Below are 24,466 nucleotides of genomic sequence, written 5' to 3'. Positions count from 1 at the left end.
AAAACCTCTCGAGGAAGTGGTTGCGGGACGCAATGCCAGGCAGCGGTTGCCGCCTGCAGTGGTCCGCAATTTACGAAGGTTGTGTGACAGCAACATGACAAAAATGCCCCATCACCGCAGCGTCTGAGCGAGCGTTGCAGCCCGCCCAACACCTGCATTGTTGCAATGCAACACAGGTGCTACGATCGCGCCCCAGCCATGGAAAACGGAACACGACTCGCCGCCCTCGATCTGGGCTCCAACAGCTTTCGGCTGGAGATCGGCCGTATTGACCATGGCCAGATTCGCCGCACCGAGTACCTCAAAGAGGTCGTGCGCCAGGGCAACGGCCTGGACGAACAACGCAATCTCTCGGCCGACGCCATGCAGCGGGGGCTCGATTGCCTGGCCCGCTTCGGCGAGCGGCTTGCCGGTTTCGACAAGCACCAGGTGCGCGCCGTCGCCACGCAGACTCTGCGTGAAGCACGCAACCGCGAGGAATTCCTGACCCGGGGCCACGAGATCCTGGGTTTTCCGATCGACGTCATTCCCGGCCGCGAAGAGGCCCGGCTGATCTACCAGGGCGTGGCCCGGCTGCTGCCGCAATCCGACGAGAAGCGCCTGGTGGTGGACATTGGCGGACGCTCGACCGAGATGATCCTCGGCCAGGGCTACGACGCGCGGGTCATGGACTCGTTCCGCGTCGGCAGCGTGGCCTGGTCGATGCGCTACTTTCCCCGGGGCGAGTTCAAGGCCGACGCCTTCCGCGTCGCCCAGATCGCCGCCAAGGCCGTGCTGGACGAAGCGCTGGACGCTTACGGCAAGAACCAGTGGACAGCCGCCTACGGCGCCTCTGGCACCGTGGGCGCCGTGGCCGACATGCTGACCGCAGCCGGCTGGACGCCCGGGCTGATCCCCCGTGCCGGGCTGGAATGGCTGATGGAGCGGCTGCTGAAGGCCGAAACGATCGACAGGCTGCGCATCGAGGGCATGAAGGACGACCGCAAGCTCGTCATCGGCGGTGGCCTGTCCGTCCTGCTGTCCGTATTCGACCTGCTGGGCATCGACGAGATGCACGCTGCCGAAGGTGCGCTGCGCCATGGGGTGCTGTATGACCTGATGGAGCGTGACGCTGCGGACAGCGACGTGCGCTCCGCCTCGGTGCGCCGCCTGGCGCTGAAGTTCGACACCGATCTGGCCCAGGCTGGCCGCGTGCGCGCGGTGGCACTGCAGTTTTTCGAGCAGTTGCAGGTCGGCAGCGGCCGCCCGGCCGCTGAGGTCGACCGCCAGCAGCGCAAGCTGGGCTGGGCCGCGCAGCTGCACGAGATCGGGTTCATGATCTCGCACGGCGACTACCACCGCCACGGCGCCTATGTGCTCGACCACGCCGACGCACCCGGCTTTGCCATGCCCGAGCTGCACCGCCTGGGCCTGCTGGTGCTGGGCCACCGCGGCAAGCTGCGCAAGCTGGAGGCCGAGCTGAACGATCCCACGCTGGCCCAGCAACTGCTGGCGCTGCGGCTGGCGGTGATCCTCTGCCACGCGCGGCGTGACCCCGACGTGCGCGGCCTGCAGCTCAGCAGCCGCCCCGACCAGGCTCTGCGCACGCTGACCTGCCGTGCCGGCTGGGCCGACACCTTCCCGCAATCGGCGCACCTGCTGCGCGAGGAAGCCGCCGCCTGGGGCAAGACGCCCTGGCCGCTGCACTTGCATGGGTTCTGAGCGACCGGGCGGCGGCGCTTTGCGCCAGCCTGCTCAGGTCTCCGTGATGCCGCAGGGTGCGCTGCGCCCCAGATAGCGCAGTGCCTGCGCGGCCGGCACGCCCGGCGCGCACAGGTACCCCTGGTACTGGTCGCAGCGCAGCGTGGACAGCAGCGCGCGCTGGTCCTCGGTCTCCACCCCTTCGGCAACCGTCGTCATGCGCAGCGCACGGGCCATCTGCACGATGGCGGTCACGATGGCCAGGTCGTTCTCATCGGCCGGCAGGCCGCGGATGAAGGAGCGGTCGATCTTGAGCTTGCGGATCGGCAGCTGTTTCAGATAGGCCAGGCTCGAATAGCCGGTGCCGAAATCATCGATGGCCAACTGCACGCCCAGGGCCGCCAGTTCGTTGACCCGCTGCAGCGCCTCGGCGGCGTCGCGCAGCAAAATCGATTCGGTCAGCTCCAGTTCCAGCAAGTGCGGCGCCAGGCCGTGGTCGCGGATCGCCGCAGCCACCTTGTCGACGAAATCGGATTGCTGAAACTGCAGCGGCGAGACGTTGACCGACACCGGCACCGGCTGGCCGGCCTGCTGCCACTGCGCGGCCTGGCGCACCGCCTCGCGCAGCACCCAGGTGCCGATCGTGACGATGTAGCCTGAATCCTCGGCCAGCGGGATGAAATCGGCCGGCGGGATCATGCCGCGCTCGGGATCGGGCCAGCGCACCAGCGCCTCGAAACCCAGCACCTCGCCGGTGGCCAGCAGCACTTGCGGCTGGTAGTGCAGCAGCAGCACGCCGCCCTCCACCGCCCGGCGCGTGGCGTGCTCCATCTTCATGCGCGCCAGCAGCTCCATGTTCATGCGCGGCTGGTAGAAGCCGACGTTGGCACGCCCGCGCTCCTTGACGCTGTACATGGCGGTGTCGGCGCACTGGATCAGGACGTCCATGGACACGCCATCCGCCGGGAACATGGCCACGCCGATGCTGCAGCTGATCGAGAACTGCAGCGCGTCCAGCTCGAACGGCTGCGCCAGCGCGTCGATCACCCGCCGCGCCACCATCTCGGCGGCGGTGACGTCGGCCTTGTGCAGCAGCACCAGGAACTCGTCGCCGCCCAGGCGGCACAGCGTGTCGACCTGGCGCAGGCAGTCCTGCAGGCGCCGCGACACGTCCACCAGCACGCGGTCGCCGAATGGGTGGCCCAGCGAATCGTTGATGTTCTTGAAGCGGTCCAGGTCGATGAACAGCACGGCGAACTCGCCACCCTCGCGTTCGGCCAGCCGCAGCGCGTAGTCGATGCGCTGGGACATCAGCAGCCGGTTCGGCAAGCCCGTCAGCAGGTCGGTGTAGGCCAGCTGCTCGATGCGCTGCTGGCTGGCCCGCTGCTCGGTGATGTCGCGAAAGGAATAGACGCGGCCGACCGATCGGCCCTGGCTCTGCTTGGGCAGCGTGGTGCGTTCGAGCAGCTTGCCCGAGCGCAGCTCCAGCAGGTCGGTCGCCTCGCCCAACGGGCTGGCAACGATCTCGTCGAGCCGGCGCAGGTAGCCGTCGCGGTCGCGCATGCAATCGGCCATGTGGCGGCGCATGGCCTCGTCGTCGCGCCGCACCAGCAGCGCCTCGGGCAGGTCCCACAACTCGCTGAAGCGCCGGTTGCAGGCGGTGGTGCTGCCGTCCAGATCGGACACCAGGATGCCGTCGGCAGTCGATTCCAGCGTGGCCTGCATCTCGGCCAGCATCATCTCCAGCTGATGCTGCACGCGCTGCAGTGGCGTGCGGTCGTGCAGGCCGACGACGAACACGCTGGTGCCGTCGCCCAGCCACAGCCGGCTGACGCGGCGCTCCACCTGCAGGCTCTGGCCGCTGGCGCGGCGCAGCAGTGTCTCGGAATGGATCACATCGGTAAGGCCCTGCGCCACCTCGGCCCAGAAGAACTGGTCCTCCGGCGCAGGGCACAGCAGTTCCACGCGCTGGCCGCGCACATCTTCGGCCCGCAACTGCGTCAGCGCCTGGGCCGCCGGGTTGGCGTGCAGCACGCGCAGGCTGGCCGCGTCGACGATCAGCACGGCCTCCAGCAGGCAGTCGACCAGAGGGGCCAGCAGCTCGCCGTTGGCAGGGGCAGCTTCGCTGTCCGCAGCCGGTTGGGGGCCACGCGTGGGCGGCCTGCCGCCGCTCACCTGCGCGCCTCGGCGGGCGTGCCGGTCGGCGGCCTTTCGTAGAAATAGCGCACGCGCTGGCGCGGCGCCAGATACTGCTGCGCCGCGCGGGGCAGCTGGGCGGGCTTCAGGCTGCGGCGGATGCCCAGCTCCGGCACGGCCTCCAGATCGACGATCAACGCGTCTTCGCGTGGCACGGCCGCATCGTGCACGACCACGCGCGGCTTGAGCGGCCGGGCGGGGTTGACCGACACCACCAGCGCGTAACGGTCGTTGACCAGTTGCACCACCGAGCCCGGCGGGTACACCCCCATCATGCGGATGAAGGCGCCGAGCGCCGCAGTGTCGAAGCGCGTGCGCTGGTTGGCGAACATCAGCGACAGGGCCTCGTGCGGGGTCATCGCATGCACCAGCCGGCCCGGGTTGCACAGGTTGTCGTAAGCATTCACCAGCGCCAGCACCTTGCCCCCGATGCTCATGTGGTCGCCGGACAGCGCACCCGGGAAGCCGCTGCCGTCCACCATTTCGTGGTGCTCGGCCATGGCCTGGATGGCCCGCTGCGGCACGCCCATGCGCTTGGCCAGCTTGACGCTCTCGCCCACGTGCTCACCGTAGATCTGCATCTCGCCGGCCGTGAAGGCCGGGTCCGCCCAACGCAGACGCTCGGGCAACTGGGACTTGCCCAGGTCGTGCAACAGCGCCGCCAGCGCCAGGTCTGCCAGCTCTTGCGCCGGCATGCCCAGCGCCTTGCCCAGCAGCAGCGAGATGACCATGACATTGACCGGATGCGTCGCGCTGCGTTCGCCGGGCGCCTCGGACAGCAGCCGGATGGCGGCCTCGCCGTCCATCAGCACCTCGGCCACGCAGCTGGCCACCAACACCTCGCACCGCTCACGCACCTCCACGGGCTTGAGGGCCGCCTCGGCCACCACACCCTGGTAGGTGTGCACCACCTCACCGAATCGGCGTTCGCATTGCGCAAGGCTGTTCTCCTGCGCCTCCAGCCGCTGGCGGTGTTGGGCGAACAGGGCTTCTGCTTCCATCTGGAGGCGTTCGCTGGCCGTGTGGACCGTCACGCCGGCCGGCTGGTTGCCGCGGATCTCGGGCTGGTCAAAGGGCTCGGCCGGGTCGCTCTTGTTCGGGAAGTAGCGCACCTGGGTCAGGCCCAGGCCGCGGATGGTGCGGATCTGGTCGTCCGAGGAGATCTTGAAGCTGCCCTTCGGAAAGGGGTGGTCCATCCACCCCAGATCCAGTTGCACGAAGAGCCCGCGCCGCAGCTGACCGACATCGATCATGCGCGACGAAATGTCATCCATGGGTGGCTGAGGGGGCTTTTTGCATGCAAATATTATGTCGCGCTTGTTTGACACTCGGTAACAACTGCTGCAAGTGCGCGACACTAATCGTTCAATTCGCGCACAAACGAACCCTGAACGAGGCGCGGTGGCGCCCGATGCCGGGCAGCGCATGTGCACAGTGCAACCTGCCGACACGCGGAACAGGCGCCGTCGTTTGGCGCAAACCCACGCGCCTGACGGCCACCCTGGCAGCGATCCGGCAGGCCCAGCCCGACCGCCCGACGGGGGCACCCCGCCCTCAACCTGGCAGGCACCAGGGCGCCTGGTCATGCACCAGCCCGCGCCACAGCGCCCAGGCAGAGCTGGCCGCCAGCGCCAGACCAGCCGCGCGCGTGCCCCAGGCAGCACCGGTGTCGATGCGTGCCACAGATGCAGCGGGGCCACCGGCCGCAGTCCACGCCGGCAGCCGCTGCAGCAACCAGGGCGCGGCCCACAGCGACAGCGCAGACCCACCTGCAAAGCCGAGCATGGCGCTGGCGCCGGCCGCGGGGTGGCCGGTCAGCGCAGCGGTCATCAGCGCCGCCTGCAGCAGCCCGCATGGCATCAGTGCCCAGGCCATCCCCAGCCACAAAGGGCCGGCGCGCGCCGGCAGCCGCGCGCGGGCGCGCTGCCACAGTGCCTTGCCGTGACGCTCCAGCCAGGCCGGCTGGCGGCCGCGCACCAGCAGCACCACACCCAGCGCCAAGGCCGCCAGATGCATGAACGACCAGGCCGGCCGCAGCGCCACACTGGCACCGCCCAACCAGCCCAGGCCCTGCAGCGACCAGGCCGCCAGCGCACCCATGGCCGCGTAGCCGGCCGCCCGCCCGAAGTGAAACAGCACCAGCGCCCGCTGCCCGCCCGCTGCGCCGCCACGGCCGATGCCGGCGCAGGCTGCGCCACACATCAGTGCGCAATGCGGCCCACCGGCCAGGCCCATCAACAGTGCGGTCGTGCCGAGTTCGACGGCCATGTCAGTGGCGCCCGGCCGCCCGAAGCCGCTGGCGCGTCCCCTCGGAGGGCAGCGATACGCGAAGCGGTAAACGTGGGGGCAGTGTCATTTCAGAGGATGCGAGAGAACGTCGCCCGCTTGCGATCGGCCGCCTGGTAGGCGTCGAAGACCATGGCCACCGCACGCACCAGCAGCCAGCCCTTGGCCGTCACGCGCAGGCCGCCGCCCGGCCCGGCGTCGATCTGCACCAGCCCGTCCGTTTCGAACGGGCGCAGGGCCTCCAGCTCGGCCGCAAAGGTCTGGCGGAAGTCGATCAGCCAGGCCAGCTCGATCGACTCGAACTGCAGCTCGCCCTGGCACATCAGCGCCATGATCACGCTGCGGCGCAGCAGGTCGTCGCGCGACAGCGCCAGCCCGCGCTCGATCGGCAGCCGGCCCTGGTCCAGCAGGTCGCCATACACCTCCAGTGACTTGGCGTTCTGCGCGTAGTTGGCACCGAACTTGCCGATCGCCGAGACGCCCAGGGCCACCAGATCGCAATCGGGCTGCGTGCTGTAGCCCTGGAAGTTGCGGTGCAGCCGGCCCTGGCGCCGGGCCACGGCCAGGCTGTCGGTGGGCAGCGCGAAATGGTCCATGCCCACGTGCACGTAACCGGCCTCCTGGAACGTCGCCAATGCCGCCGCCAGCATGTCCACGCGCGCCGGGCCGTCAGGCAGTTCCGCAGCGTGAATGCGCCGCTGGGGCTTGAAGCGCTCGGGCAGGTGGGCATAGCCATACAGCGCGATGCGCTCGGGCCGCAACGTGACCACCTGCGCCAGCGTGCGTGCGAACGAATCGGGCGTCTGCAGCGGCAGGCCGTAGATCAAGTCCAGATTCATCGATTCGAAGCCGACCTCGCGCGCGGCTTGCACCAGGGCGGCCACTTGTTCCCAGGGCTGCACGCGGTGCACGGCTTTTTGCACGGCCGGGTCGAAATCCTGCACGCCGAAGCTCAGGCGGTTGAAACCCAGCGCCGCCAGCGCCTGCAGGCGGCCGGCATCCACGGTACGCGGGTCGACCTCGATGGCACATTCGGCGCCCGGGGCCAGCGTGAACTGGGACCGCAGCATCGCCATCAGCCGGGCCAGCTCGTGGTCGCTCAGAAACGTCGGGCTGCCACCGCCCAGGTGCAGCTGCGACACCGCCTGCCCAGACCCCAGCGCCTGCACGTACAGGCCGATCTCGCGCTCCAGATGGTCCAGGTAGCGGGTGGCGCGCGTGTGGTGCCGTGTGATGGTCTTGTTGCAGGCGCAGTAGTAGCACAGCGATTCGCAGAACGGAATGTGCACATACAGCGACAGCGGCAGCACACGCCCAGCCGCGCCGACGCGGCGCTGACGCATCGCCTGCAACCAGTCGTCGGCATCGAAAGCCTCGACAAACCGGTCCGCCGTCGGATAAGAGGTGTAACGTGGCCCCGGCTTGTCGAGGCGGCGCAACACATCCAGGGGCACGGGGGCAGTCGCTTGCGCGGCCAGTAGCTGCGGTGGGTTCATGGTCACTCCAGAGGCGCACTGTGACGCCGCTCGTGTATCGTGTCCTTGACCCACATCAAGTCCTATCGCAGTGGTTTTGCGACAATTTGCGCCACGTCATGAAAGGACGCCATGAACCCGCACACGATCAAAGTCGCCTGTTCCAACTGCAACCTGCGTGAGCTTTGCATGCCCATGCTGCTGAACCCGGAGGAACTGCAACGGATCGACGAGGTTGTGGCCACACGGCGCCCCGTCAAACGCGGAACCACCCTGTTCCGCAGTGGCGACAAATTCACCTCGCTCTATGCCATCCGTACCGGGTTTTTCAAGACCACGGTGGCCACCGACGATGGCCGCGAACAGGTCACCGGTTTCCAGATGGCTGGCGAAGTGATCGGGCTGGACGGCATCGTCAACGACCAGCACAACTGCGACGCCGTGGCACTGGAAGACGCCGAAGTGTGCGTCATGCCCTTCGACCGGCTCGAAGAGCTGTCACGGGAAGTCAATGCTTTGCAGCACCACGTGCACAAGATCATGAGCCGCGAGATCGTGCGCGAGCATGGCGTGATGCTGCTGCTGGGCAGCATGCGCGCCGAAGAGCGCGTTGCCGCCTTCCTGTTGAACCTGGTCAAGCGTCTGCACGCGCGTGGCTTCTCTCGCAGCGAGCTGGTGCTGCGCATGACGCGCGAGGAGATCGGTAGCTATTTGGGGCTGAAGCTGGAGACGGTCAGCCGCACCTTCTCCAAGTTCGCGGAAGACGGCATCGTCGAAGTCAAGCAGCGCCACCTGCGCATCCTGGATTCCGACGCGCTGCAGCGCATCGTCAACCCGCTGGTCTGCCACTGAACGGCCTGCGGCCCAGGCGGCGGCCGGCGCAACACGGCCCGGCGGGGTGTCGACGGCGCGAGCGCCGTCTAACGCTGCGCGCCCCGCTCCGGCGTCGCCAGCAGCAGCGTCAACGCGCTGCAGCCGATCGCCACCGCCCAGAAGCTGAAGAAGCTGGCCGCATAGACCGCCATCGGCGACCAGTTCAGTTCGCGGCCCAGCCAGTGCAGGTCATGCGGGTCGACCAAGGCGAACACCAGCATTTCCAGCACGCCGGCCGCCAGGAAGGCCGGCCAGCCGATCCACATCACGCGTCGCATCCACATGGTGTCAGCGCGCCGGGGCCACACCTGTGGCGGCGTGGTTGCGCCCGACCAGGGCCGGCTGCAGCGCAATGGGCTGGTTCTGTGCCCGCACCGCAGGGTGGCTGCTGCGGACGACCGGGTCGGCACCACGGAACGCGATGACGGCCGTGGCGACGCCGGCGATCACCACCGCCAGCGGGCCGGCGATCACCATCCAGACCATGCCGTAGCGCCACCAGGGGCGCACGCTTGGAGTTGCTTGGGGGTTGGGCATGGAGATCACCTCTGGCATTCAACGCGGAACAAGGAACACAGACTTTTCGCGCAGCTGGCCGTCGCCATCCAGCATGCGTACCTCGAAATGGATGGGGTGCGAACCGACGGCCGTGCCGCCCTGTTGCGGATACGGCAACTGCAGCCGCACCGGCACCCAACGCGACTGCGTGGCATCGACCTCGACCACGGCCTCGGAGGCCACCGTCAGCCCGGCCAGGCCACTGGCCGTGATCTGGAAGCGCTGGTGCGATTCCGTCGCGTTCATGATCTGCAGACGGTAAACGTTCTCGATGCCGCCGGCCACGATGCGTGCCATGGCGCCCCGGTCACGCACGATGTCGACCTTGAACGGCGTACGCATCAGCAGGCTGGTCAGCAGCGCCACGCTGATCACGACGAGCAGCGTGGAGTAGATCAGCACGCGCGGACGCATCACACGGCGCCAGATCTGCGCGCGGCTCCAGCCCTGCGCCAGCCCCTGCTGCGTGGTGAAGCGCACCAGCCCGCGCGCGTCGCCCATCTTGTCCATCACCCCGTCGCAGACGTCGGCGCAGGCGCCGCAGCCGATGCACTCGTACTGCAGGCCCTTGCGGATGTCGATGCCGGTCGGGCAGACCTGCACGCACAGCGTGCAATCGATGCACGAACCCAGGCCACGCGCGGCCGGGTCGGTGTTGCGCGGGCGTGCCCCGCGTGGATCGCCGCGCGCGGTGTCGTAGCTGACGATCAACGTGTCCTTGTCGAACATCGCGCTCTGAAAGCGCGCGTAGGGGCACATGTACTTGCAGACCTGCTCGCGCAGGAAGCCGGCGTTGCCATACGTGGCCAGCCCGTAGAAGAACACCCAGAACGCCTGCCACGGGCCGATCTGCGTAGTGAAGAAGGCCATGGCCAGTTCGCGCACCGGTGTGAAGTAGCCGACGAAGGTGAAGCCTGTCCACAGCCCGACCATCAGCCAAACGATGTGTTTGAACCACTTCTTGACGAACTTTTCCATCGTCATGGCCGAGGCTTCCAGCTTGATGCGGGCGCCGCGGTCGCCTTCGATCTTGCGCTCGATCCACAGGAACATTTCGGTGTAGACCGTCTGTGGGCACGTGAAGCCGCACCACAGCCGCCCGGCCACCGCCGTGAACAGGAACAGCGACAGCGCCGAGATCACCAGCAGGCCGGACAGGTAGATGAAGTCCTGCGGGTACAGCACCAGGCCGAAGATGTAGAAGCGCCGCGCCTCCAGGTCGAACAGCACGGCCTGGCGCTGGCCCCACTGCAGCCACGGCATGCCGTAGAACACCAGTTGTGTGAGCCACACCATGCCCCAGCGCCAGTTGGTGAACAGGCCGCTGACCGTGCGCGGGTGGATGGTCTGGTGCGCCTCGAACAGAGAGACGAGCTCACCCTCGCCCGATGTCTTGCCGGGCTGGATCGGGATCACCTTGCGGCTTGCCATGGGGGTTACCGCTGCATCACTTGTTGCTGAGGCCGTAGACGTACCCCGCCAGCACGCGGATCTGCGCCTCGCCCAGCTTGCCAGTCTGGCTGGGCATCTGGTTGGTCTTGCCGTTGTTGATGATGGCCACGATGGCATCTTCGCCCCAGCCGTGCAGCCAGATGTTGTCGGTCAGGTTGGGGGCGCCCAGCAGCGGGTTGCCCTTGCCGTTGCTGCCGTGGCAGGCTGCACAGGCGGTGAACTTGGATTTGCCCAGCGCAGCGCGCACCGAATCGTGGGCGCCGCCGGACAGGCTCAACACGTAATGCGCCACGTTCTTGACGTCGGTCGGCGAGCCCACGGCTGCAGCCATCGGCGGCATCACGCCCATGCGGCCTTTGGTGATGGATTCCAGGATCTGCTCCGGCGCACCGCCGAACAGCCAGTCGCCGTCCGACAGATTGGGAAAGCTCTTGCTGCCACGTGCATCCGAGCCGTGGCACTGCGCGCAGTTGTTCATGAACAGCCGCTCGCCAATGGCCATGGCCTGGGCGTCCTTGGCGATCTCGGGCACCCCCATGGCGGCGAAGCGCGCGTACAGAGGGGCCGTGCGGTCCTGCAGTTCCTGCACGTCGGCCTGGTGCTCGCCGGTGGACGTCCAGTTGAGCGTGCCGGGCTTGTCGCCCAGGCCGGGGTACAGCACCAGATAGACGATGCCGAAGATGGTGGTCAGGACGAACATCCACACCCACCAGCGCGGCAGGGGGTTGTTCATCTCGCGCAGGTCGCCGTCCCAGACGTGGCCGGTCGAGTTGTCGCCCGTGGGCGAAACCCGGGCTTTGCCAGCCGCCCAGAGCAGCAGCATGCAGCCGGCGATGCCGCCCAGGGTCACCGCAATGATGGCAATCGACCAGAAGCCGCTTGTGAAGTCACTCATGATGTTCTCGTGTCGTCAGTCTTGTTCGAACGGCAGTTGCGCGGCTTCGTCGAAGCCCTGGCGGTTGCGCCGGGACCAGGCCCAGACCCAGATGCCGAGAAAGCAGACCAGGGAGGCCACGGTGGCCAGCGAACGCAAAACGTTGATGTCCATGGTCAGTCCTTACTTGACCGCCAGGCCGAGGGATTGCAGATAAGCGATCATGGCTTCCATCTCGGTCTTGCCCTTCACGTCTTCGGCCGCTTTGGCGAGCTCCTCGTCGGTGTAGGGCGTGCCCAGGCGCCACAGCGCGCGCATGTTGGCGGCCGTCTGCGGGGCATCGACCAGATCCTTGTCCAGCCAGGCATAGGCCGGCATGTTGGACTCGGGCACCACGTCACGCGGGTTGATCAGGTGGATGCGGTGCCACTCGTCGTTGTACTTGCCGCCCACGCGGTGCAGGTCCGGGCCGGTGCGCTTGCTGCCCCACTGGAACGGGCGGTCGTAGACGAATTCTCCAGCCAGCGAGTAGTGGCCGTAGCGCAGCGTTTCGGCCTGCAGCGGGCGGATCATCTGCGAGTGGCAGTTGTAGCAGCCTTCGCGCACGTAGATGTCACGCCCGGCCAATTGCAGCGCGGTGTAGGGCTTGACGCCCGCCACGGGCACGGTGGTGGAGCGCTGGAAGAACAGTGGCACGATCTCCACCAACCCGCCGACCACCAGCACCAGCAGGATCAGCACGATCATCAGGAAGTTGTTGGTCTCGATCTTCTCGTGCGTCGACGGCTTCTGGGTGTTCTGCGACATGGTCTTTCTCGTTCGTGATGTTCAATGGGCCGCCGCAATTTGCGGGATGGCCACCGTCGCCGGGCGCGCGTTCAGCATGGTCATCACCATGTTCCAGGCCATCAGACACATGCCGCCGAAGTACAACAGGCCGCCCAGCAGGCGCACCGCGTAGAACGGGTAGGTGGCCTTGACGGACTCGGCGAAGGTGTAGGTGAGGGTGCCGTCGGTGTTGATCGCTCGCCACATCAGGCCCTGCATGACACCGGCGATCCACATCGCGGCGATGTACAGCACGATGCCGATGGTGGCGCTCCAGAAGTGCAGCTCGATCGCCTTGACGCTGTACATCTGCTTCTGGCCGAACAGCCGCGGGATCAGGTAGTACAGCGAGCCCATCGAGATCAGCCCGACCCAGCCCAGCGCGCCGCTGTGCACGTGGCCCACCGTCCAGTCGGTGTAGTGGCTGAGCGCGTTGACGGTCTTGATCGACATCATCGGCCCCTCGAACGTGCTCATGCCGTAGAACGACAGCGAGACGATCAGGAAGCGCAGGATCGGGTCGTCGCGCAGCTTGTGCCAGGCGCCCGACAGCGTCATCACACCGTTGATCATGCCGCCCCAGGAAGGCGCCAGCAGGATCAGCGAGAACACCATGCCAACCGACTGCGTCCAGTCCGGCAGCGCCGTGTAGTGCAGATGGTGCGGGCCGGCCCACATGTAGGTGAAGATCAGCGCCCAGAAGTGCACGATGGACAGTCGGTAGCTGTAGACCGGGCGCTCGGCCTGCTTGGGAATGAAGTAGTACATCATCCCGAGGAAGCCTGCCGTGAGGAAGAAGCCCACCGCGTTGTGGCCATACCACCACTGGATCATCGCGTCCTGCACGCCGGCGTAGGCCGAGTAGCTCTTGAACAGGCCCGAGGGCATGGCCATGCTGTTGACGATGTGCAGCAGCGCCACGGCGATGATGAACGCGCCGTAGAACCAGTTGGCCACATAGATGTGGCGCACCTTGCGGATGCCGATGGTGCCGAAGAACACCACCGCGTACGACACCCAGACCAGCGCGATCAGGATGTCGATGGGCCACTCCAGCTCGGCGTATTCCTTGCCGGAGGTGTAGCCCATGGGCAGGCTGATGGCTGCGGCCACGATCACCAGTTGCCAGCCCCAGAACGTGAAGGCCGCCAGCTTGTCACTGAACAGGCGCACCTGGCAGGTGCGCTGCACCACATGGTAGGCCGTGGCGAACAGCGCACAGCCGCCGAAAGCGAAGATCACTGCGTTGGTGTGCAACGGCCGCAGTCTCCCGTAGCTGAGCCACGGAATCCCCAGGTTGAGCTCGGGCCACGTCAGCTGGGCCGCGATGATCACACCCACCAGCATGCCCACCACGCCCCACACCACGGCCATCACCGTGAACTGGCGCACCACGGTGTCGTTGTAGACCGCGGCCTTGTTGTTCGACTGTTCCATCCTCGCCTCTCAGTTGGCGCTCCATGCGCGTTGCATGCAGTGTCAAAGGGTGAGGCGCGTTGTGCTTTGATGCAGGTCAAGGGCAGAGCAGCGCGTCGGGGAGGCACCACAGCGCGGATCACACTGCAAGCAATCAAGGCGCGGCGCCTGGCACGAACCGACCTCACCCCATCGGCTGCATTGACCCAATGGCACCCACCATCGTCCGCGACGGTCCGTTCCGCTTGTTCTTCTTCTCGCGCGAAGAATCGCGCGCAGGCCGTCGTCAGCGCGCATTTGCAGGAGATCCAAGATGCCTGGTATCGACATCTCGGCGGCTGAAGTCACCCACGTCTCGACGCATGGGTTCTGGTTGCTGCTCGGCGACGAGGAACTGGCCGTGCCCTTCGCGGATTTCCCCTGGTTCAAGAAGGCGACCATCGAGCAGCTCATCGCCGTGGAAAGGCCGAGTGACGACCACCTGTACTGGCCTCAGCTGGACATCGATGTGTCGGTGGCCTCGCTGCGAAATCCGGCAGCCTTCCCGCTTCATGACAAAGCTTGTGGCTGACGACTGACCATCGTCGACACCGACGGGCGTGGCGGTCCGCGCTCTTCAATCGCGCAGGATGCGCTCGCCCTCGGCTTCGATGTCTTCGAACTGCCCGCGCTCGATCGCCCACCACAGGCCGCCGAGGATGAAGAAGACCAGCACCACGGAGAGCGGAATCAGCAGGAAAAGAATGTCCATCAGCGTACCTCCACCGGCAGCAGCAGCCGCACAGGCGCCGGTCCGATCTCCAGCGGCGGCAGCGCCACCGACAGCCGCAGTGCGTTCAGCACCACCAGCAGCGAGCTGAGCGCCATGCCGAGCCCGGCCAGCCACGCCGGCATCCACCCCACCACGGCCAGCGGCACGCAGACGGCGTTGTAGACCGCCGCCCAGGCCAGGTTCTGGCGCACGACAGTCAGCGTGCGGCGGGCCAGCGCCAGCGTGTCGGCCACGCGCCCCAGCGCATCGCCCGGCACCACAAAATCAGCTTGGGCCTGCGCCAGTGGCACGGCGTGGCCGAACGCGAAGGACACATCGGCGCCGGCCAGCACCGGCCCATCGTTCAGTCCATCGCCCACCATGGCCGTGTGCCGGCCTTGCCGCTGCAACGCGCGCAGCGCTTGCAGCTTGTGCTGCGGCGAACAGCCGCCCCGCGCCTGGGCGATGCCCAGTGCCGCCGCCACACGCGCCACGGCCGGGCTGGCGTCGCCGGAAAGCAGATGCACCTGCAACCCCATGCTCTGCAACTGCGCCACCGTGGCCTTGGCATCGGCACGCAGGTCTTCGTGCAGCTCGAACGAGGCAAGCATGCCTTGTTCATCGCACAACCACACCGCCATTGCCCCGCCAGGTGCAGCGTGGACAGCCGCGCCTCCACCTCGCGCCTGCAAAAGCGCGCCCTCTTCGGACTGGTCGGGGCGCAGGCCGCAATGCGCGGCCGAACCCAGGCGCACTTCGCCCGGCCACGGCCAGCCGTTGCGCGCCAGACGCGCGCGGATGCCGGCGCCCGCCTCTTCCGCGAGATCGGAGACTTGCCAGTGGTCGGCGTTCGGCCCCTCCCGCCCGGCTGCGGCCAGCGCGCGCGAGGCCGGGTGCAGCGAGCGCCCGGCCAGCGCCGCCGCCATGGCCAGCGCCTGCTCACGCGCGATGCCGGGGCGCGTGCGCACCTCGCCCAGCGCCAGCGCGTCGCGCGTCAGCGTGCCGGTCTTGTCGAAGACAACGGTGTCCACCTTGGCCAATGCCTCCAGCGCCTGCAACCGGCGCACCAGCACACCACGCCGCGCCAGCGCACCGGCCGAGGCCAGCATGGCCGCCGGTGTGGCCAGCGACAGCGCACACGGACAGGTGACGACCAGCACGGCCACGGCCACCATCAGCGCGTGACCAGGGTCTTGCGGCCACCAGTAGGCACAAGCGCCGGCCGCGGCCAGCAGCACCGCAATGAGGAAGGGCCGTGCGATGCGGTCGGCCAGCTGCGCCATGCGCGGGCGTGAGCGGGCGGCCTCGTCCATCAGCGTGGCGATCTGCGAGAACCGTGTGGCCTCGCCCACGGCCTTCACGCGCACCCGCACGGCGGCAGCCAGGTTGTAGCTGCCGGCCAGCACGCCATCGCCCGGCCCGCGCGGCACCGGGCGCGACTCGCCGGACAGCAGCGCCTCGTCGGCCAGCGTGTGCCCCTCCAGCACCAGCGCATCGGCGACAAAGGCCTCGCCGGGCTTGACGTGCAGCACATCGCCCACGGCCACGCGGTGCGCGGCCACGCGCTCCAAAGCGCCATCGGCCCGCTCGCGCTGCACGCCGTCGGGCAGGCGGCGCAGCAGCAGGTCGAGCGCGCCGCCGGTGCGCTCGCGCAGGCGCGCTTCCAGCCAGCGGCTGCTGAGCAAAAAGAAGACGAACATGGTCAGCGAATCGAAATACACCTCGGCGCCGAAGATGCCCTGCGGCTCGAAGGTGCCCAGCGTGCTGACGGCAAAGGTGATGACGATGCCCAGCGCGACCGGCGTGTCCATGCCCACGCGGCGCGCGCGCAGGTCGCGCAGCGCAGCCTGCAGGAATGGCCCGCACGCGAACAGCATCACCGGCAGGCTCAGCACCCATGACGCCCAGCGCAACAGCCCTTGCGCATCGGCGCTGATGTCGCCCGGCGCTGCGGTGTAGGCCGGATACGCATACATCATCACCTGCATCATGCACAGCCCCGCCACGCCCCAGCGCCACAGCATGCGGCGCGAGGAGCGCAGCCGCTCGGTCTTCAGGTCCAGATCGTCCAGTGGCGCGGCGAAATAGCCTGCCGCACGCACCGCCGCCAGCCACTGCGAAGGGCGCACCGCGTCGGCGCGCCAGACCACGCGGGCACGCTGGCTGGCGGCGCCGACTTCGGCCGCCACCACCCCGGGCACGCCGCGCAGCGCGGCCTCCACGTTCAGCGCGCAGGCGGCGCAGGTCATGCCTTCGATGGCCAGGCTGGATTCCCACGCATCAGCGCCCTGCGCAGGCACGGCGCGGCTGAACGCCGGCCACTCGCGCGCATCGTCGATCCACGCCAGTGCGGGCTTGGCGGGGCCATGGGCGCGCAGGGGCTCAGTATCGGCAGTGGACATGGGTGCGAAGCTTAAGGCGCCCATCCCGCTGCGTCTTGATGCTGATCAATGCGAACGGCCGACGGGCCCACTATTCTGAAATGACACAACCACCAGGAGCTCACCGTGTACCAACGCATTCTTGTCGCCACCGACGGATCCGAACTCTCGAAAAAGGCCGTCGACAGCGCGCTGCAGCTGGCCGCCAAGCTAGGCGCCACCGTGGTCGCGATGAAGGTGATCGCGCCCTACCCTGTCAGCTATTTCGAAGGCTCGATCGCCATCGACCTGAAAGAGGTCGCCCGCACCGAAGAGCATTGGGCGACCGCCGCCATGCTGGAGCTCAAATCGGTACAGGCCGCCGGGCTGGAGCGCGAGGTCACCGTGTCGCCGGTGGTCGTGCATTCCGATCAGGTTGCAGAGGCGGTGATCTCCACGGCCAAGAAGCACCATTGCGACCTGGTGGTCATGGCATCGCACGGGCGCCGGGGCATCGGCCGCTTGCTGCTGGGCAGCGAGACCCAGCATGTGCTGACGCACTCGCACATTCCGGTGCTGGTGCTGCGCTGAGGGCGGGCCGGGCGGCGGCGCGCCGTCAGCTCCTGAAGATGGCCTCCAGGTCGACCTGATCGTTGACCCAGGGCTGGCCGGCCCGAGCCTTTGCAGACGCCATCTGGGGCGCGTTGCCGTATGCGGCGATCATGATGGACATGACGCCACCCGCACCCTCCACCCCACCCGACGCCCTGTGGGCGCTGCCCGCCACCACCCTGCAACAACGCTACCGCGAGGGCAGCCTCACGCCGCTGGCCGTGGTGCAGGCCATTCACCAGCGCATCGACGCGGTCAACCCGCGGCTGAAGGCGGTCGTGTCGCGCCGCGACGCGGCCGTGCTGCAGGAGGCGCAGGCCAGCACCCAACGCTTCGCGTCGGGCCAGCCACTGTCGCCGCTGGACGGCATCCCGATGACGGTGAAAGACAGCCTGTACCTGGCCGATCTGCCGACCACCTGCGGCACACCGGCGCTGGCCGACCACCGCCCAGGCTTCGATGAACTGGCAGCGGCCCGTGCGCGCGAAGGCGGCGCGCTGCTGCTGGGCAAGACCAACGTGCCCGAGTTCGCCAACGACGGCTACACCGCCAACCCGGTGTTCGGCGTCACCGGCAACCCGTGGGCGCCCGATCTCACGCCCGGTGGCTCCAGCGGCGGCGCGGTGGCGGCCGTGGCCGCAGGCATGGGGCCGCTGGCGATCGCACAGGACGGCGGCGGCTCCATCCGCCGGCCGGCCTCGCACACCGGGCTGGTGGGCCTGAAGCCTTCGCTCAGCGCGTGGCCCCGGCAGCACACGCTGCCCGGCCTGCTGCTGGACTTCGACTGCATCGGACCGATCGGCCGCACGGTGGCCGATGTGCGGCTGCTGTTCGAGGCGCTGCGCGGGCCGTCGCCGGCGGACCGATCTTCCATGGCGGCGGCCTGGGCGACACAGACCCGCCCACCCGCGCCGGCCCGCCTGCGCGTGCTGTACGTCGAGCACCTGGATGCCAATCCGCTGGACCGCCAGATCGCCGAAAGCTGCAGCGCCGCCATGCGCCAGCTGGCGGCACTGGGCCACCAGGTCGACACCGGCGCGCTGCCGCTGGATGTGCGCTTCGTGATGCAGGCCTGGTCCGAGATCGGCCAGGTGGGATTGGCGGCCATGTTCGACCAACACCCTGATTGGGAGGCGCGGGCCAGCGCCAAGTACCAGGCCGGCGCCGAGGCGGGCCGGCGCGTGTCGGGCTCGCGCGTCTGGCAGATCATGGGCATGGTGACGCAGCTGCGCCGCGACAGCGCCGCCATGTTCGCGCACTACGACGTCATCGCCATGCCGGCCGCCGCTGCCCTGCCCTGGCCCGCGCACGAGGCCTACCCCACGCAGATCGACGGCCAGGAAGTCGGCCCGCGCGGCCACGCCGCCTACACCGGCTGGGTCAACGCCGCCGGGCTGCCGGGCCTGGCGCTGCCGGCCACGCCCTCGCGCGAGGGCCTGCCCATCGGCCTGCAGCTGATCGGGCCGTACGGGGGCGACAGTTTGCTGCTGGACATCGGCGCGGCCTACGAAGCCGCCGCGCCCTGGGGGCACCGCTGGCCGGATGGTCTGGCGGACTGACATGCCATGACCGTGTTGGCCCGGCGCAGCCCTGCCAGGTGCCGCGCCTCGGCGGGGCGCCGGCTCAGGCGTTCCCGCCCACGCACGTCACGCGCGGCGCGCCAGCCGAGCTACACCGGCACGGCGGCGGCCGCTTTCAGCACCTCCATCACGAAGCTGGATTTGCAATCGCGCACCGCCGGATGCGCCAGCAGCTTGTCGGTGATGAAGCGTGAAAAGTGCGCCATGTCCTGCACGGCCACGCGCAGCAGATAGTCCATCTCGCCCGTCAGCGCCACGCAATCCATCACCTCGGGCCACAGCGCCACGGCGGCGCGGAAATCCTGTGTCGACGTGCCCTTGCCGGCAGACTGCTTCTCCAGGCTCACGTTCACATAGGCCGACAAAGCCAGGCCCACGCGCCGCGCGTCCACCGTCGCGCGGTAACCGGTGATGACGCCCGATTCCTCCAGCCGGCGCACGCGGCGCAGCACCGTGGACGACGACAACGCCACGGCCGCGCCCAGCTCGTCGAAGGTAGCGCGGCCCCGCTCCTGCAGCAGCGCGACGATGCGCCGGTCCAGCGTATCCAGGTCTGATGGTGCGTCGTTTGGCATATGGCGCCAGATTCTTGCACAAGCGAGGGATTACCTGACGCCAGATGCCATGGAAATTGCAACGCTCGCGGCCTACAGTGGAGCCTTCGCCCACCCGAACACGGACGCCTCCACCATGGCCAGCCCCACACCCCCCACCGCCGCCCCCCAGCGGCTGACCGATGCCGAACGCAGCGCCGCTCTGGCCACCCTGCCCGGCTGGACTTATGGCCCTGAGCGCGGCGGGCTGATCACACGGCAGTACGAGTTCATCGACTTCGTCACCGCCTTCAGCTTCATGACGGCCGTGGCCCTGCAGGCCGAGAAGCGCAACCACCACCCGGAGTGGTCGAACGTGTACCACCGCGTCACCATCGTGCTCACCACGCACGATGCCGACGGCCTCACCGCGCGCGACATCGACCTGGCCCGGCTGGCCGACCACGCCGCCGCCCGCTGCACCGCTTGAGGTCGACGCCATGCTGAACACCCCCACCGCCGAAGCCCCCGCCAAGACCAAGCACGGCCTGGCCGCCGAAGACGCCGCGCCGCCCTCGGCCGACTGGACCATCGACCAAGGCTGGGCGAACTACACCGCCGAAGAACATGGTGTCTGGAAGACGCTCTTCGAGCGCCAGAGCAAGCTGCTGCCCGGCCGCGCCTGCGACGCCTTCGTGCAGGGCATGCACGACTTGCCGATCGGCGCCGAGCAGATCCCCGACTTCCGCGCGCTCAGCGATGTGCTGATGAAGAAGACCGGCTGGCAGGTGGTGGCCGTGCCCGGCCTGGTACCGGACGACGTGTTCTTCGACCATCTGGCGAACCGGCGCTTTCCCTCGGGCCAGTTCATCCGCAAGCCGCACGAGCTGGACTACCTGGAAGAGCCCGACGTCTTCCACGACGTGTTCGGCCATGTGCCGATGCTGATGAACCCTGCGATTGCCGACTACATCCAGGCCTACGGCCAGGGTGGCCTGCGCGCCAAGACGCTGGGCGTGCTGGACAAGCTGGCCCGGGTCTACTGGTACACGGTCGAGTTCGGCCTGGTGCAGCAGAAAGACGGCCTGCGCATCTACGGCGCCGGCATCGCATCGAGCTACACCGAGACGCTGTTCGCACTGGAAGATCCCTCGCCCAACCGCATCGCCTTCGAGCTGGAGCGCGTCATGCGCACGCACTACCGCATCGACGATTTCCAGGAAAGTTATTTCGTGATCGAGCACCTGGACGCTTTGCTGGAGTTGGCCCGCATCGACTTCGCGCCGCTGTACGACCGCGTGCGCGACGACGATGGCTACACCCCGGGCATGGTGCTGCCACAAGACCGCGTCATCACCCGAGGCACGGGCAGCTACCACGCCGCGCGCCGCGTTCAGGCCAAGGAAACGGCGTAAGCGCGCACCGCCGTGCGCACAACGGAGATCTCCATATGACCCAATTCAAGAACAAGACCGTGCTGCTGACCGGCGCCGCCGGCAACCTGGGCCGCGCCGTCGCCACGGCCTTTGCCGCGCAGGGCGTCAACCTGGTGCTGGTGGACCGCCATCGCGAAGCGCTTGTCGCGGCCTTCGGCGCGGAGGAAGGCCCGACGCGCGCCTTTGTGTCCGCCAACCTGCTGGACAGCGCCGAGGCCGTGAACGCCGCCCAATCCGCGATGCGCCAATTCGGCCGCATCGACGTGCTGTGCAACCTGGCGGGCGGCTTTCGCATGGGCGAAGCCGTGCACGAGACCAGCTCTGCCAACTGGGATTTTCTGTTCGACCTGAACGCCCGCACCGTGCTGCACATGGTCCGGGCCGTGGTGCCGCACATGCTGGCCGCCGGCCAGGGCCGCATCGTCAACGTCGGCGCCTTCGCCGCCCAGAAAGGCGCGGCGCAAATGGGCGCCTACATCGCATCCAAGAGCGCCGTGATCCGGCTGACCGAGAGCATGGCCGCCGAGTTGCGCGAGCGCGGCATCAACGTGAACTGCGTGCTGCCCACGATCATCGACACACCCGAGAACCGCAAGGACATGCCGGACGCCGACCCGGCGCGCTGGGTGGCACCGGGAGATCTGGCGAACGTGATCGTGTTTTTGGCGTCCGACGCGGCGCGGGCCGTGCATGGGGCGGCTGTGCCGGTGACGGGGTTGAGCTGACAGGCCACTCCGCGCCCCGCGTAGCGGCAGCATGGTGGTGTTCCGTTCGTACGGTAGAAAGTTATCCGATCAGCGTTGACAATCACCACGCAGCGGGTCGCTGGAGCCCCCAAAGGCATCTGCGTCGCCACGAACCACTGATCGCAAGCACGGGAGACCATCCATGAAGGCGGACCACATCCTCATTGACAAGATCCGGCAGTTGCCGCCGCAACGCATGGCCGAGGTCGAAGACTTCGTTGACTTCCTGCGCGCCCGCGAGGATGAAAGCCGTCTGACCCAGGGCGCAGCGCTGGCCAGTGAAGCCAGCTTCGCTGCCGTCTGGGACAACGACGAAGACGCTGTCTACGACGCGCTCTGAACCGGTGTCTTGTTCATTCGGCGATGTTGTGCTGGTGCCGTTTCCGTTCACCGATCAGTCCGGCACGAAAAAGCGTCCCGCTGTGGTGGTCTCCAGCGCCGGCTACAACGCCGATCGCCGGGATTACATCATCATGGCCATCACGAGCCAGATTCGCCAGCCTCTGGGTTTTGGTGAGGCCATGGTTACGGACTGGCACGGCGCCGGGCTCGTCAAACTGTCCGTCTTCAAGCCCGTGCTCACCACCATCGAGCAATCACTCGTCGTGCGGACCATGGGGTCGCTGACCGGAGCGGATCGTGTCAATCTGCGGGCCATTCTTTCCCGCGTCATCGGGCCGTGACGCGGCACTGGACGAGTTGGCCGCTCCCCCTCGGCCCACAATGAGCCCGTGCCGCGGGGGACAACGCGGCACCTCCATCGCACCCCATGGACCCCACCGCGAACCGCATCTTCATCTCCTACCGCCGTGACGATGCCGCCGGTTACGCCGGCCGGCTGGAAGAAGCGCTGGAGAAGCGCATCGGCCGCGGCAGCGTCTTCCGCGATGTGCTCGACATTCCGCCGGGTGAAGACTTCGCTGCCGCGATCCGCACGCGCCTGGCTGGTGCGCAGACGGTGCTGGTGCTGATCGGCCCGCGCTGGGCCGGCGGGGAGGCGCCCGGTCAGCGGCGCATCGACGAGCCCGACGACTTCGTGCGGCTGGAGGTGGCGATCGCGCTGGAGAGCGGCGCGCGCGTGGTGCCGGTGCTGCTGCCCGGCGCCCAAATGCCGATCGAGGACGACCTGCCCACGCCGATGCAACCACTGGCGCGGCGCAATGCGTTGAGCCTGGCCGATGCGCACTGGGATGCCGACATTGCCCGCCTGGCCGACGCCATCGCGCCGCCCCGGCCCCGCCAACGCAGCGTCTGGCCCTGGGCGCTGGGGGGCGCGGCCGTTGCCGCCAGTGCCGTCGCGGCGCTGTGCTGGCTGAAGCCCTGGGGGTCGGCCGAACCGGCCGACCCATCTGCGCGGCTGGTCGGCACCTGGCAAGCCGAAGTCGCTTACGGCTGGGGCGCCAGGCACACGGAGCGCTTCGAGTTCAAGCGCCACGCCGGGCAGCTGACGGGCACAGCGTCCTTCCTGAAGTACCCGCGCGCCATCGACAAGCTGGAGTTCGACGGCGTCAACCTGCACTTCGAGACGCGGACCCAGCAGACGATGGGCAGCGAATCGCGCGAGCTGACGCACCGTTACAGCGCCGAGCTGCGGGGCCAGCCGCCCGACGAACGGCTGGCGCTGCGCATGCAGACCAGCGGCGCGTTCGACAGCAACAAGCCGCTGGAGTTCGAAGCCACGCGCGTGGCTGTGGCTGCGGCTACGCCTGCAGCAGCGGCCTCGGCCGCGGCACGTTGACGCGGCCGATGTCGCCCGCCCGCCCACGCTGCGGCGCGCCTCGGACGCCAACGGGCCCGCGCCGCCGCAACGGCTCTTACTCCACCTTGATGCCCGCGTCCTTCACGACCTTGTTCCACTTGGCCAACTCGGCCTTGAGGTAGCCCGCCAGCTCTGCCGACGTGCTGGTCGCCGGCTGAATGTCCAGCGCCTGCAGCCGCTCCCGGTACGCCGACGAATTCACGGCCGCGTGCACCTGTGTGCCCAGCCGCTCCAGCACCGCCGGCGGCGTGGCGGCCGGCGCGAAGAACGCCAGCCAGATCGTGGTCTGATAGCCCGCCACGCCGGACTCTGCAATCGTCGGCAGATCGGGCAGGCTGGGATAGCGCTTCAGGCTGGCCGCGCCCAGTGCACGCACGCGCCCGGCCTGGATGTTCGGGATGGCCGACGACATGTTGTCGAACATCATGCTCACATGGCCCGCCAGCACGTCCTGGATGGCCGGCGCCGCGCCCTTGTAGGGCACGTGCGTGATGTCGATGCCGGTCTGCGCGCGGAACAGCTCGCCGCCCAGGTGGTAGGTGCTGCCGGCGCCGGAGCTGGCGTAGGTCAGCTTGCCGGGGTTGGCGCGCGCATAGGCGATCAGCTCCTGCACCGTGCGCGCCGGCACGCTGGGGTGCACCACCAGCACGTTCTCGATGGTGGCGATCAACGAGACGGGAACGAAATCGCGCACCGGGTCGTAGGGCAGCTTGCTCGACAGGTTGGGGCTGGCCGCCATGATGCTGCTGGTGCCCAGCAGCAGCGTATCGCCATCGGGCGTGGCCTTGGCCACGTGCACCGCACCGATGGCGCCGGTGGCGCCCACGCGGTTCTCCACGATGACGGTGCGCTTGAGCGATTCGGACAGCAGCGGCGCCAGCACGCGCGCCAGCACATCCGTGGGCCCACCGGCCGAGAACGGCACGACGATGCGCACGGTGCGCTCCAGCGCTGGCTGGGCATGGGCGGCAGGCGCCAGCGCCGCGGCGGCGCCGGCTTGCAAGACAAGCCTTCGTTGCATGGAGTCTCCTGGTGGATGGTGTCGAGAAAC

At 68.2% G+C, this 24,466-nt stretch carries 26 protein-coding genes; 11 read left to right on the top strand and 15 right to left on the bottom strand.

The window, feature by feature from the left end; genetic code table 11:
• Positions 1-198 precede the first annotated feature (198 nt).
• Entirely contained in the window at positions 199-1,701 is a 1,503-nt protein-coding gene (locus AC099J_RS22370; RefSeq protein WP_479617498.1) for a Ppx/GppA phosphatase family protein, read from the top strand.
• Between the two features lie 33 nt (positions 1,702-1,734).
• Here AC099J_RS22370 and AC099J_RS22365 read toward each other — a convergent pair whose 3' ends face one another.
• The 4 genes from AC099J_RS22365 to hemN form a co-directional block, all read right to left on the bottom strand.
• Entirely contained in the window at positions 1,735-3,855 is a 2,121-nt protein-coding gene (locus tag AC099J_RS22365) for a putative bifunctional diguanylate cyclase/phosphodiesterase (RefSeq protein WP_479617497.1), read from the bottom strand.
• On the bottom strand, positions 3,852-5,150 hold the full coding sequence (locus tag AC099J_RS22360; RefSeq protein WP_479617496.1) for an HD-GYP domain-containing protein: 1,299 nt from the start codon (positions 5,148-5,150) through the stop codon (positions 3,852-3,854). Before AC099J_RS22360 ends, AC099J_RS22365 begins: the two co-directional genes overlap by 4 nt.
• 280 nt (positions 5,151-5,430) lie before the next feature.
• Positions 5,431-6,144: a sulfite exporter TauE/SafE family protein gene (locus AC099J_RS22355; protein ID WP_479617495.1), complete on the bottom strand. Its 714-nt coding sequence runs from the start codon at positions 6,142-6,144 to the stop codon at positions 5,431-5,433.
• Positions 6,145-6,233: 89 nt separating this feature from the next.
• Positions 6,234-7,658, bottom strand: coding sequence for an oxygen-independent coproporphyrinogen III oxidase (gene hemN / locus AC099J_RS22350; RefSeq protein ID WP_479617494.1), 1,425 nt, complete (start codon positions 7,656-7,658; stop codon positions 6,234-6,236).
• 111 nt (positions 7,659-7,769) lie between these two features.
• Between hemN and fnr the strand changes: the two genes are divergently transcribed.
• A complete protein-coding gene (gene fnr, locus AC099J_RS22345) occupies positions 7,770-8,489 on the top strand; it encodes a fumarate/nitrate reduction transcriptional regulator Fnr (RefSeq protein WP_479617493.1) in 720 nt (239 codons plus the stop codon).
• Between the two features lie 68 nt (positions 8,490-8,557).
• Here the strand turns inward: fnr and AC099J_RS22340 are convergent, their stop codons facing one another.
• Genes AC099J_RS22340 through ccoN form a run of 7 tightly spaced genes read right to left on the bottom strand, consistent with a single transcriptional unit; the run spans position 8,558 to position 13,659 of the window.
• Positions 8,558-8,794 carry a hypothetical protein gene (locus tag AC099J_RS22340; protein WP_479617492.1) on the bottom strand — a complete coding sequence of 79 codons (237 nt, stop codon included), beginning with the start codon at positions 8,792-8,794 and terminating at the stop codon, positions 8,558-8,560.
• A gap of 4 nt (positions 8,795-8,798) precedes the next feature.
• Complete coding sequence (locus AC099J_RS22335) at positions 8,799-9,047, bottom strand: nitrogen fixation protein FixH (RefSeq protein WP_479617491.1); 249 nt, start codon at positions 9,045-9,047, stop codon at positions 8,799-8,801.
• A gap of 18 nt (positions 9,048-9,065) precedes the next feature.
• Positions 9,066-10,499: a cytochrome c oxidase accessory protein CcoG gene (gene ccoG / locus AC099J_RS22330; protein ID WP_479617490.1), complete on the bottom strand. Its 1,434-nt coding sequence runs from the start codon at positions 10,497-10,499 to the stop codon at positions 9,066-9,068.
• A gap of 16 nt (positions 10,500-10,515) precedes the next feature.
• Complete coding sequence (ccoP, locus tag AC099J_RS22325) at positions 10,516-11,415, bottom strand: cytochrome-c oxidase, cbb3-type subunit III (RefSeq protein WP_479617489.1); 900 nt, start codon at positions 11,413-11,415, stop codon at positions 10,516-10,518.
• Between the two features lie 15 nt (positions 11,416-11,430).
• Positions 11,431-11,568: a cbb3-type cytochrome oxidase subunit 3 gene (locus AC099J_RS22320; protein ID WP_479617488.1), complete on the bottom strand. Its 138-nt coding sequence runs from the start codon at positions 11,566-11,568 to the stop codon at positions 11,431-11,433.
• Positions 11,569-11,577: 9 nt separating this feature from the next.
• Positions 11,578-12,201 carry a cytochrome-c oxidase, cbb3-type subunit II gene (gene ccoO / locus AC099J_RS22315; protein WP_479617487.1) on the bottom strand — a complete coding sequence of 208 codons (624 nt, stop codon included), beginning with the start codon at positions 12,199-12,201 and terminating at the stop codon, positions 11,578-11,580.
• 21 nt (positions 12,202-12,222) lie between these two features.
• Positions 12,223-13,659, bottom strand: a complete 1,437-nt coding sequence (ccoN, locus tag AC099J_RS22310) for a cytochrome-c oxidase, cbb3-type subunit I (RefSeq protein ID WP_479617486.1) — start codon at positions 13,657-13,659, stop codon at positions 12,223-12,225.
• A gap of 292 nt (positions 13,660-13,951) precedes the next feature.
• On the opposite strand from ccoN, the gene AC099J_RS22305 reads away from it, so the two are divergent.
• A complete protein-coding gene (locus AC099J_RS22305; protein WP_479617485.1) occupies positions 13,952-14,209 on the top strand; it encodes a DUF2442 domain-containing protein in 258 nt (85 codons plus the stop codon).
• A 45-nt stretch (positions 14,210-14,254) separates the two neighbouring features.
• On the opposite strand, the gene ccoS is transcribed toward AC099J_RS22305, so the two are convergent.
• Both ccoS and AC099J_RS22295 read right to left on the bottom strand, forming a co-directional pair.
• The gene (gene ccoS, locus AC099J_RS22300) at positions 14,255-14,389 is read right to left on the bottom strand and encodes a cbb3-type cytochrome oxidase assembly protein CcoS (protein WP_479617484.1); all 135 of its coding nucleotides are present in this window, start codon (positions 14,387-14,389) and stop codon (positions 14,255-14,257) included.
• On the bottom strand, positions 14,389-16,791 hold the full coding sequence (locus tag AC099J_RS22295; RefSeq protein ID WP_479617483.1) for a heavy metal translocating P-type ATPase: 2,403 nt from the start codon (positions 16,789-16,791) through the stop codon (positions 14,389-14,391). Before AC099J_RS22295 ends, ccoS begins: the two co-directional genes overlap by 1 nt.
• Positions 16,792-16,896: 105 nt before the next feature.
• On the opposite strand from AC099J_RS22295, the gene AC099J_RS22290 reads away from it, so the two are divergent.
• Both AC099J_RS22290 and AC099J_RS22285 read left to right on the top strand, forming a co-directional pair.
• On the top strand, positions 16,897-17,340 hold the full coding sequence (locus AC099J_RS22290; RefSeq protein WP_479617482.1) for a universal stress protein: 444 nt from the start codon (positions 16,897-16,899) through the stop codon (positions 17,338-17,340).
• A 140-nt stretch (positions 17,341-17,480) separates the two neighbouring features.
• The gene (locus AC099J_RS22285) at positions 17,481-18,920 is read left to right on the top strand and encodes an amidase (RefSeq protein WP_479617481.1); all 1,440 of its coding nucleotides are present in this window, start codon (positions 17,481-17,483) and stop codon (positions 18,918-18,920) included.
• A 110-nt stretch (positions 18,921-19,030) separates the two neighbouring features.
• Here the strand turns inward: AC099J_RS22285 and AC099J_RS22280 are convergent, their stop codons facing one another.
• On the bottom strand, positions 19,031-19,516 hold the full coding sequence (locus AC099J_RS22280; protein ID WP_479617480.1) for an Lrp/AsnC family transcriptional regulator: 486 nt from the start codon (positions 19,514-19,516) through the stop codon (positions 19,031-19,033).
• A 115-nt stretch (positions 19,517-19,631) separates the two neighbouring features.
• Between AC099J_RS22280 and AC099J_RS22275 the strand changes: the two genes are divergently transcribed.
• The 6 genes from AC099J_RS22275 to AC099J_RS22250 all read left to right on the top strand — a co-directional run bounded on the left by AC099J_RS22275 (position 19,632) and on the right by AC099J_RS22250 (position 23,394).
• Entirely contained in the window at positions 19,632-19,964 is a 333-nt protein-coding gene (locus AC099J_RS22275; protein ID WP_479617594.1) for a 4a-hydroxytetrahydrobiopterin dehydratase, read from the top strand.
• Positions 19,965-19,974: 10 nt separating this feature from the next.
• Positions 19,975-20,889, top strand: a complete 915-nt coding sequence (gene phhA / locus AC099J_RS22270) for a phenylalanine 4-monooxygenase (protein WP_479617479.1) — start codon at positions 19,975-19,977, stop codon at positions 20,887-20,889.
• A gap of 35 nt (positions 20,890-20,924) precedes the next feature.
• Positions 20,925-21,635, top strand: a complete 711-nt coding sequence (locus AC099J_RS22265) for an SDR family NAD(P)-dependent oxidoreductase (RefSeq protein WP_479617478.1) — start codon at positions 20,925-20,927, stop codon at positions 21,633-21,635.
• 163 nt (positions 21,636-21,798) lie between these two features.
• A complete protein-coding gene (locus AC099J_RS22260; protein WP_479617477.1) occupies positions 21,799-21,996 on the top strand; it encodes a hypothetical protein in 198 nt (65 codons plus the stop codon).
• 4 nt (positions 21,997-22,000) lie between these two features.
• Positions 22,001-22,339, top strand: a complete 339-nt coding sequence (locus AC099J_RS22255; RefSeq protein WP_479617476.1) for a type II toxin-antitoxin system PemK/MazF family toxin — start codon at positions 22,001-22,003, stop codon at positions 22,337-22,339.
• A gap of 86 nt (positions 22,340-22,425) precedes the next feature.
• Positions 22,426-23,394, top strand: a complete 969-nt coding sequence (locus AC099J_RS22250) for a toll/interleukin-1 receptor domain-containing protein (protein WP_479617475.1) — start codon at positions 22,426-22,428, stop codon at positions 23,392-23,394.
• Between the two features lie 76 nt (positions 23,395-23,470).
• Here AC099J_RS22250 and AC099J_RS22245 read toward each other — a convergent pair whose 3' ends face one another.
• Positions 23,471-24,436, bottom strand: coding sequence for a Bug family tripartite tricarboxylate transporter substrate binding protein (locus AC099J_RS22245; protein WP_479617474.1), 966 nt, complete (start codon positions 24,434-24,436; stop codon positions 23,471-23,473).
• Positions 24,437-24,466 lie beyond the last annotated feature (30 nt).

The organism is Rhodoferax sp. RT4P68, assembly GCF_056521305.1.
Note: the sequence above shows the minus strand (reverse complement) of the source record. Positions and strands in the feature narration are given on the sequence as shown.

What these genes read in the sequence shown, in the direction of transcription:
- ccoP (WP_479617489.1), bottom strand. Translation starts at nt 11,415, where the DNA reads ATGAGTGACTTCACAAGCGGCTTCTGGTCGATTGCCATCATTGCGGTG.
- ccoS (WP_479617484.1), bottom strand. Translation starts at nt 14,389, where the DNA reads ATGGACATTCTTTTCCTGCTGATTCCGCTCTCCGTGGTGCTGGTCTTC.
- AC099J_RS22355 (WP_479617495.1), bottom strand. Translation starts at nt 6,144, where the DNA reads ATGGCCGTCGAACTCGGCACGACCGCACTGTTGATGGGCCTGGCCGGT.
- AC099J_RS22320 (WP_479617488.1), bottom strand. Translation starts at nt 11,568, where the DNA reads ATGGACATCAACGTTTTGCGTTCGCTGGCCACCGTGGCCTCCCTGGTC.
- AC099J_RS22285 (WP_479617481.1), top strand. Translation starts at nt 17,481, where the DNA reads ATGACGCCACCCGCACCCTCCACCCCACCCGACGCCCTGTGGGCGCTG.
- AC099J_RS22335 (WP_479617491.1), bottom strand. Translation starts at nt 9,047, where the DNA reads ATGCCCAACCCCCAAGCAACTCCAAGCGTGCGCCCCTGGTGGCGCTAC.
- ccoG (WP_479617490.1), bottom strand. Translation starts at nt 10,499, where the DNA reads ATGGCAAGCCGCAAGGTGATCCCGATCCAGCCCGGCAAGACATCGGGC.
- ccoO (WP_479617487.1), bottom strand. Translation starts at nt 12,201, where the DNA reads ATGTCGCAGAACACCCAGAAGCCGTCGACGCACGAGAAGATCGAGACC.
- AC099J_RS22305 (WP_479617485.1), top strand. Translation starts at nt 13,952, where the DNA reads ATGCCTGGTATCGACATCTCGGCGGCTGAAGTCACCCACGTCTCGACG.
- AC099J_RS22360 (WP_479617496.1), bottom strand. Translation starts at nt 5,150, where the DNA reads ATGGATGACATTTCGTCGCGCATGATCGATGTCGGTCAGCTGCGGCGC.
- AC099J_RS22370 (WP_479617498.1), top strand. Translation starts at nt 199, where the DNA reads ATGGAAAACGGAACACGACTCGCCGCCCTCGATCTGGGCTCCAACAGC.
- AC099J_RS22260 (WP_479617477.1), top strand. Translation starts at nt 21,799, where the DNA reads ATGAAGGCGGACCACATCCTCATTGACAAGATCCGGCAGTTGCCGCCG.
- AC099J_RS22280 (WP_479617480.1), bottom strand. Translation starts at nt 19,516, where the DNA reads ATGCCAAACGACGCACCATCAGACCTGGATACGCTGGACCGGCGCATC.
- fnr (WP_479617493.1), top strand. Translation starts at nt 7,770, where the DNA reads ATGAACCCGCACACGATCAAAGTCGCCTGTTCCAACTGCAACCTGCGT.
- AC099J_RS22250 (WP_479617475.1), top strand. Translation starts at nt 22,426, where the DNA reads ATGGACCCCACCGCGAACCGCATCTTCATCTCCTACCGCCGTGACGAT.
- phhA (WP_479617479.1), top strand. Translation starts at nt 19,975, where the DNA reads ATGCTGAACACCCCCACCGCCGAAGCCCCCGCCAAGACCAAGCACGGC.
- AC099J_RS22245 (WP_479617474.1), bottom strand. Translation starts at nt 24,436, where the DNA reads ATGCAACGAAGGCTTGTCTTGCAAGCCGGCGCCGCCGCGGCGCTGGCG.
- hemN (WP_479617494.1), bottom strand. Translation starts at nt 7,658, where the DNA reads ATGAACCCACCGCAGCTACTGGCCGCGCAAGCGACTGCCCCCGTGCCC.
- AC099J_RS22275 (WP_479617594.1), top strand. Translation starts at nt 19,632, where the DNA reads ATGGCCAGCCCCACACCCCCCACCGCCGCCCCCCAGCGGCTGACCGAT.
- ccoN (WP_479617486.1), bottom strand. Translation starts at nt 13,659, where the DNA reads ATGGAACAGTCGAACAACAAGGCCGCGGTCTACAACGACACCGTGGTG.
- AC099J_RS22340 (WP_479617492.1), bottom strand. Translation starts at nt 8,794, where the DNA reads ATGTGGATGCGACGCGTGATGTGGATCGGCTGGCCGGCCTTCCTGGCG.
- AC099J_RS22265 (WP_479617478.1), top strand. Translation starts at nt 20,925, where the DNA reads ATGACCCAATTCAAGAACAAGACCGTGCTGCTGACCGGCGCCGCCGGC.
- AC099J_RS22295 (WP_479617483.1), bottom strand. Translation starts at nt 16,791, where the DNA reads ATGTCCACTGCCGATACTGAGCCCCTGCGCGCCCATGGCCCCGCCAAG.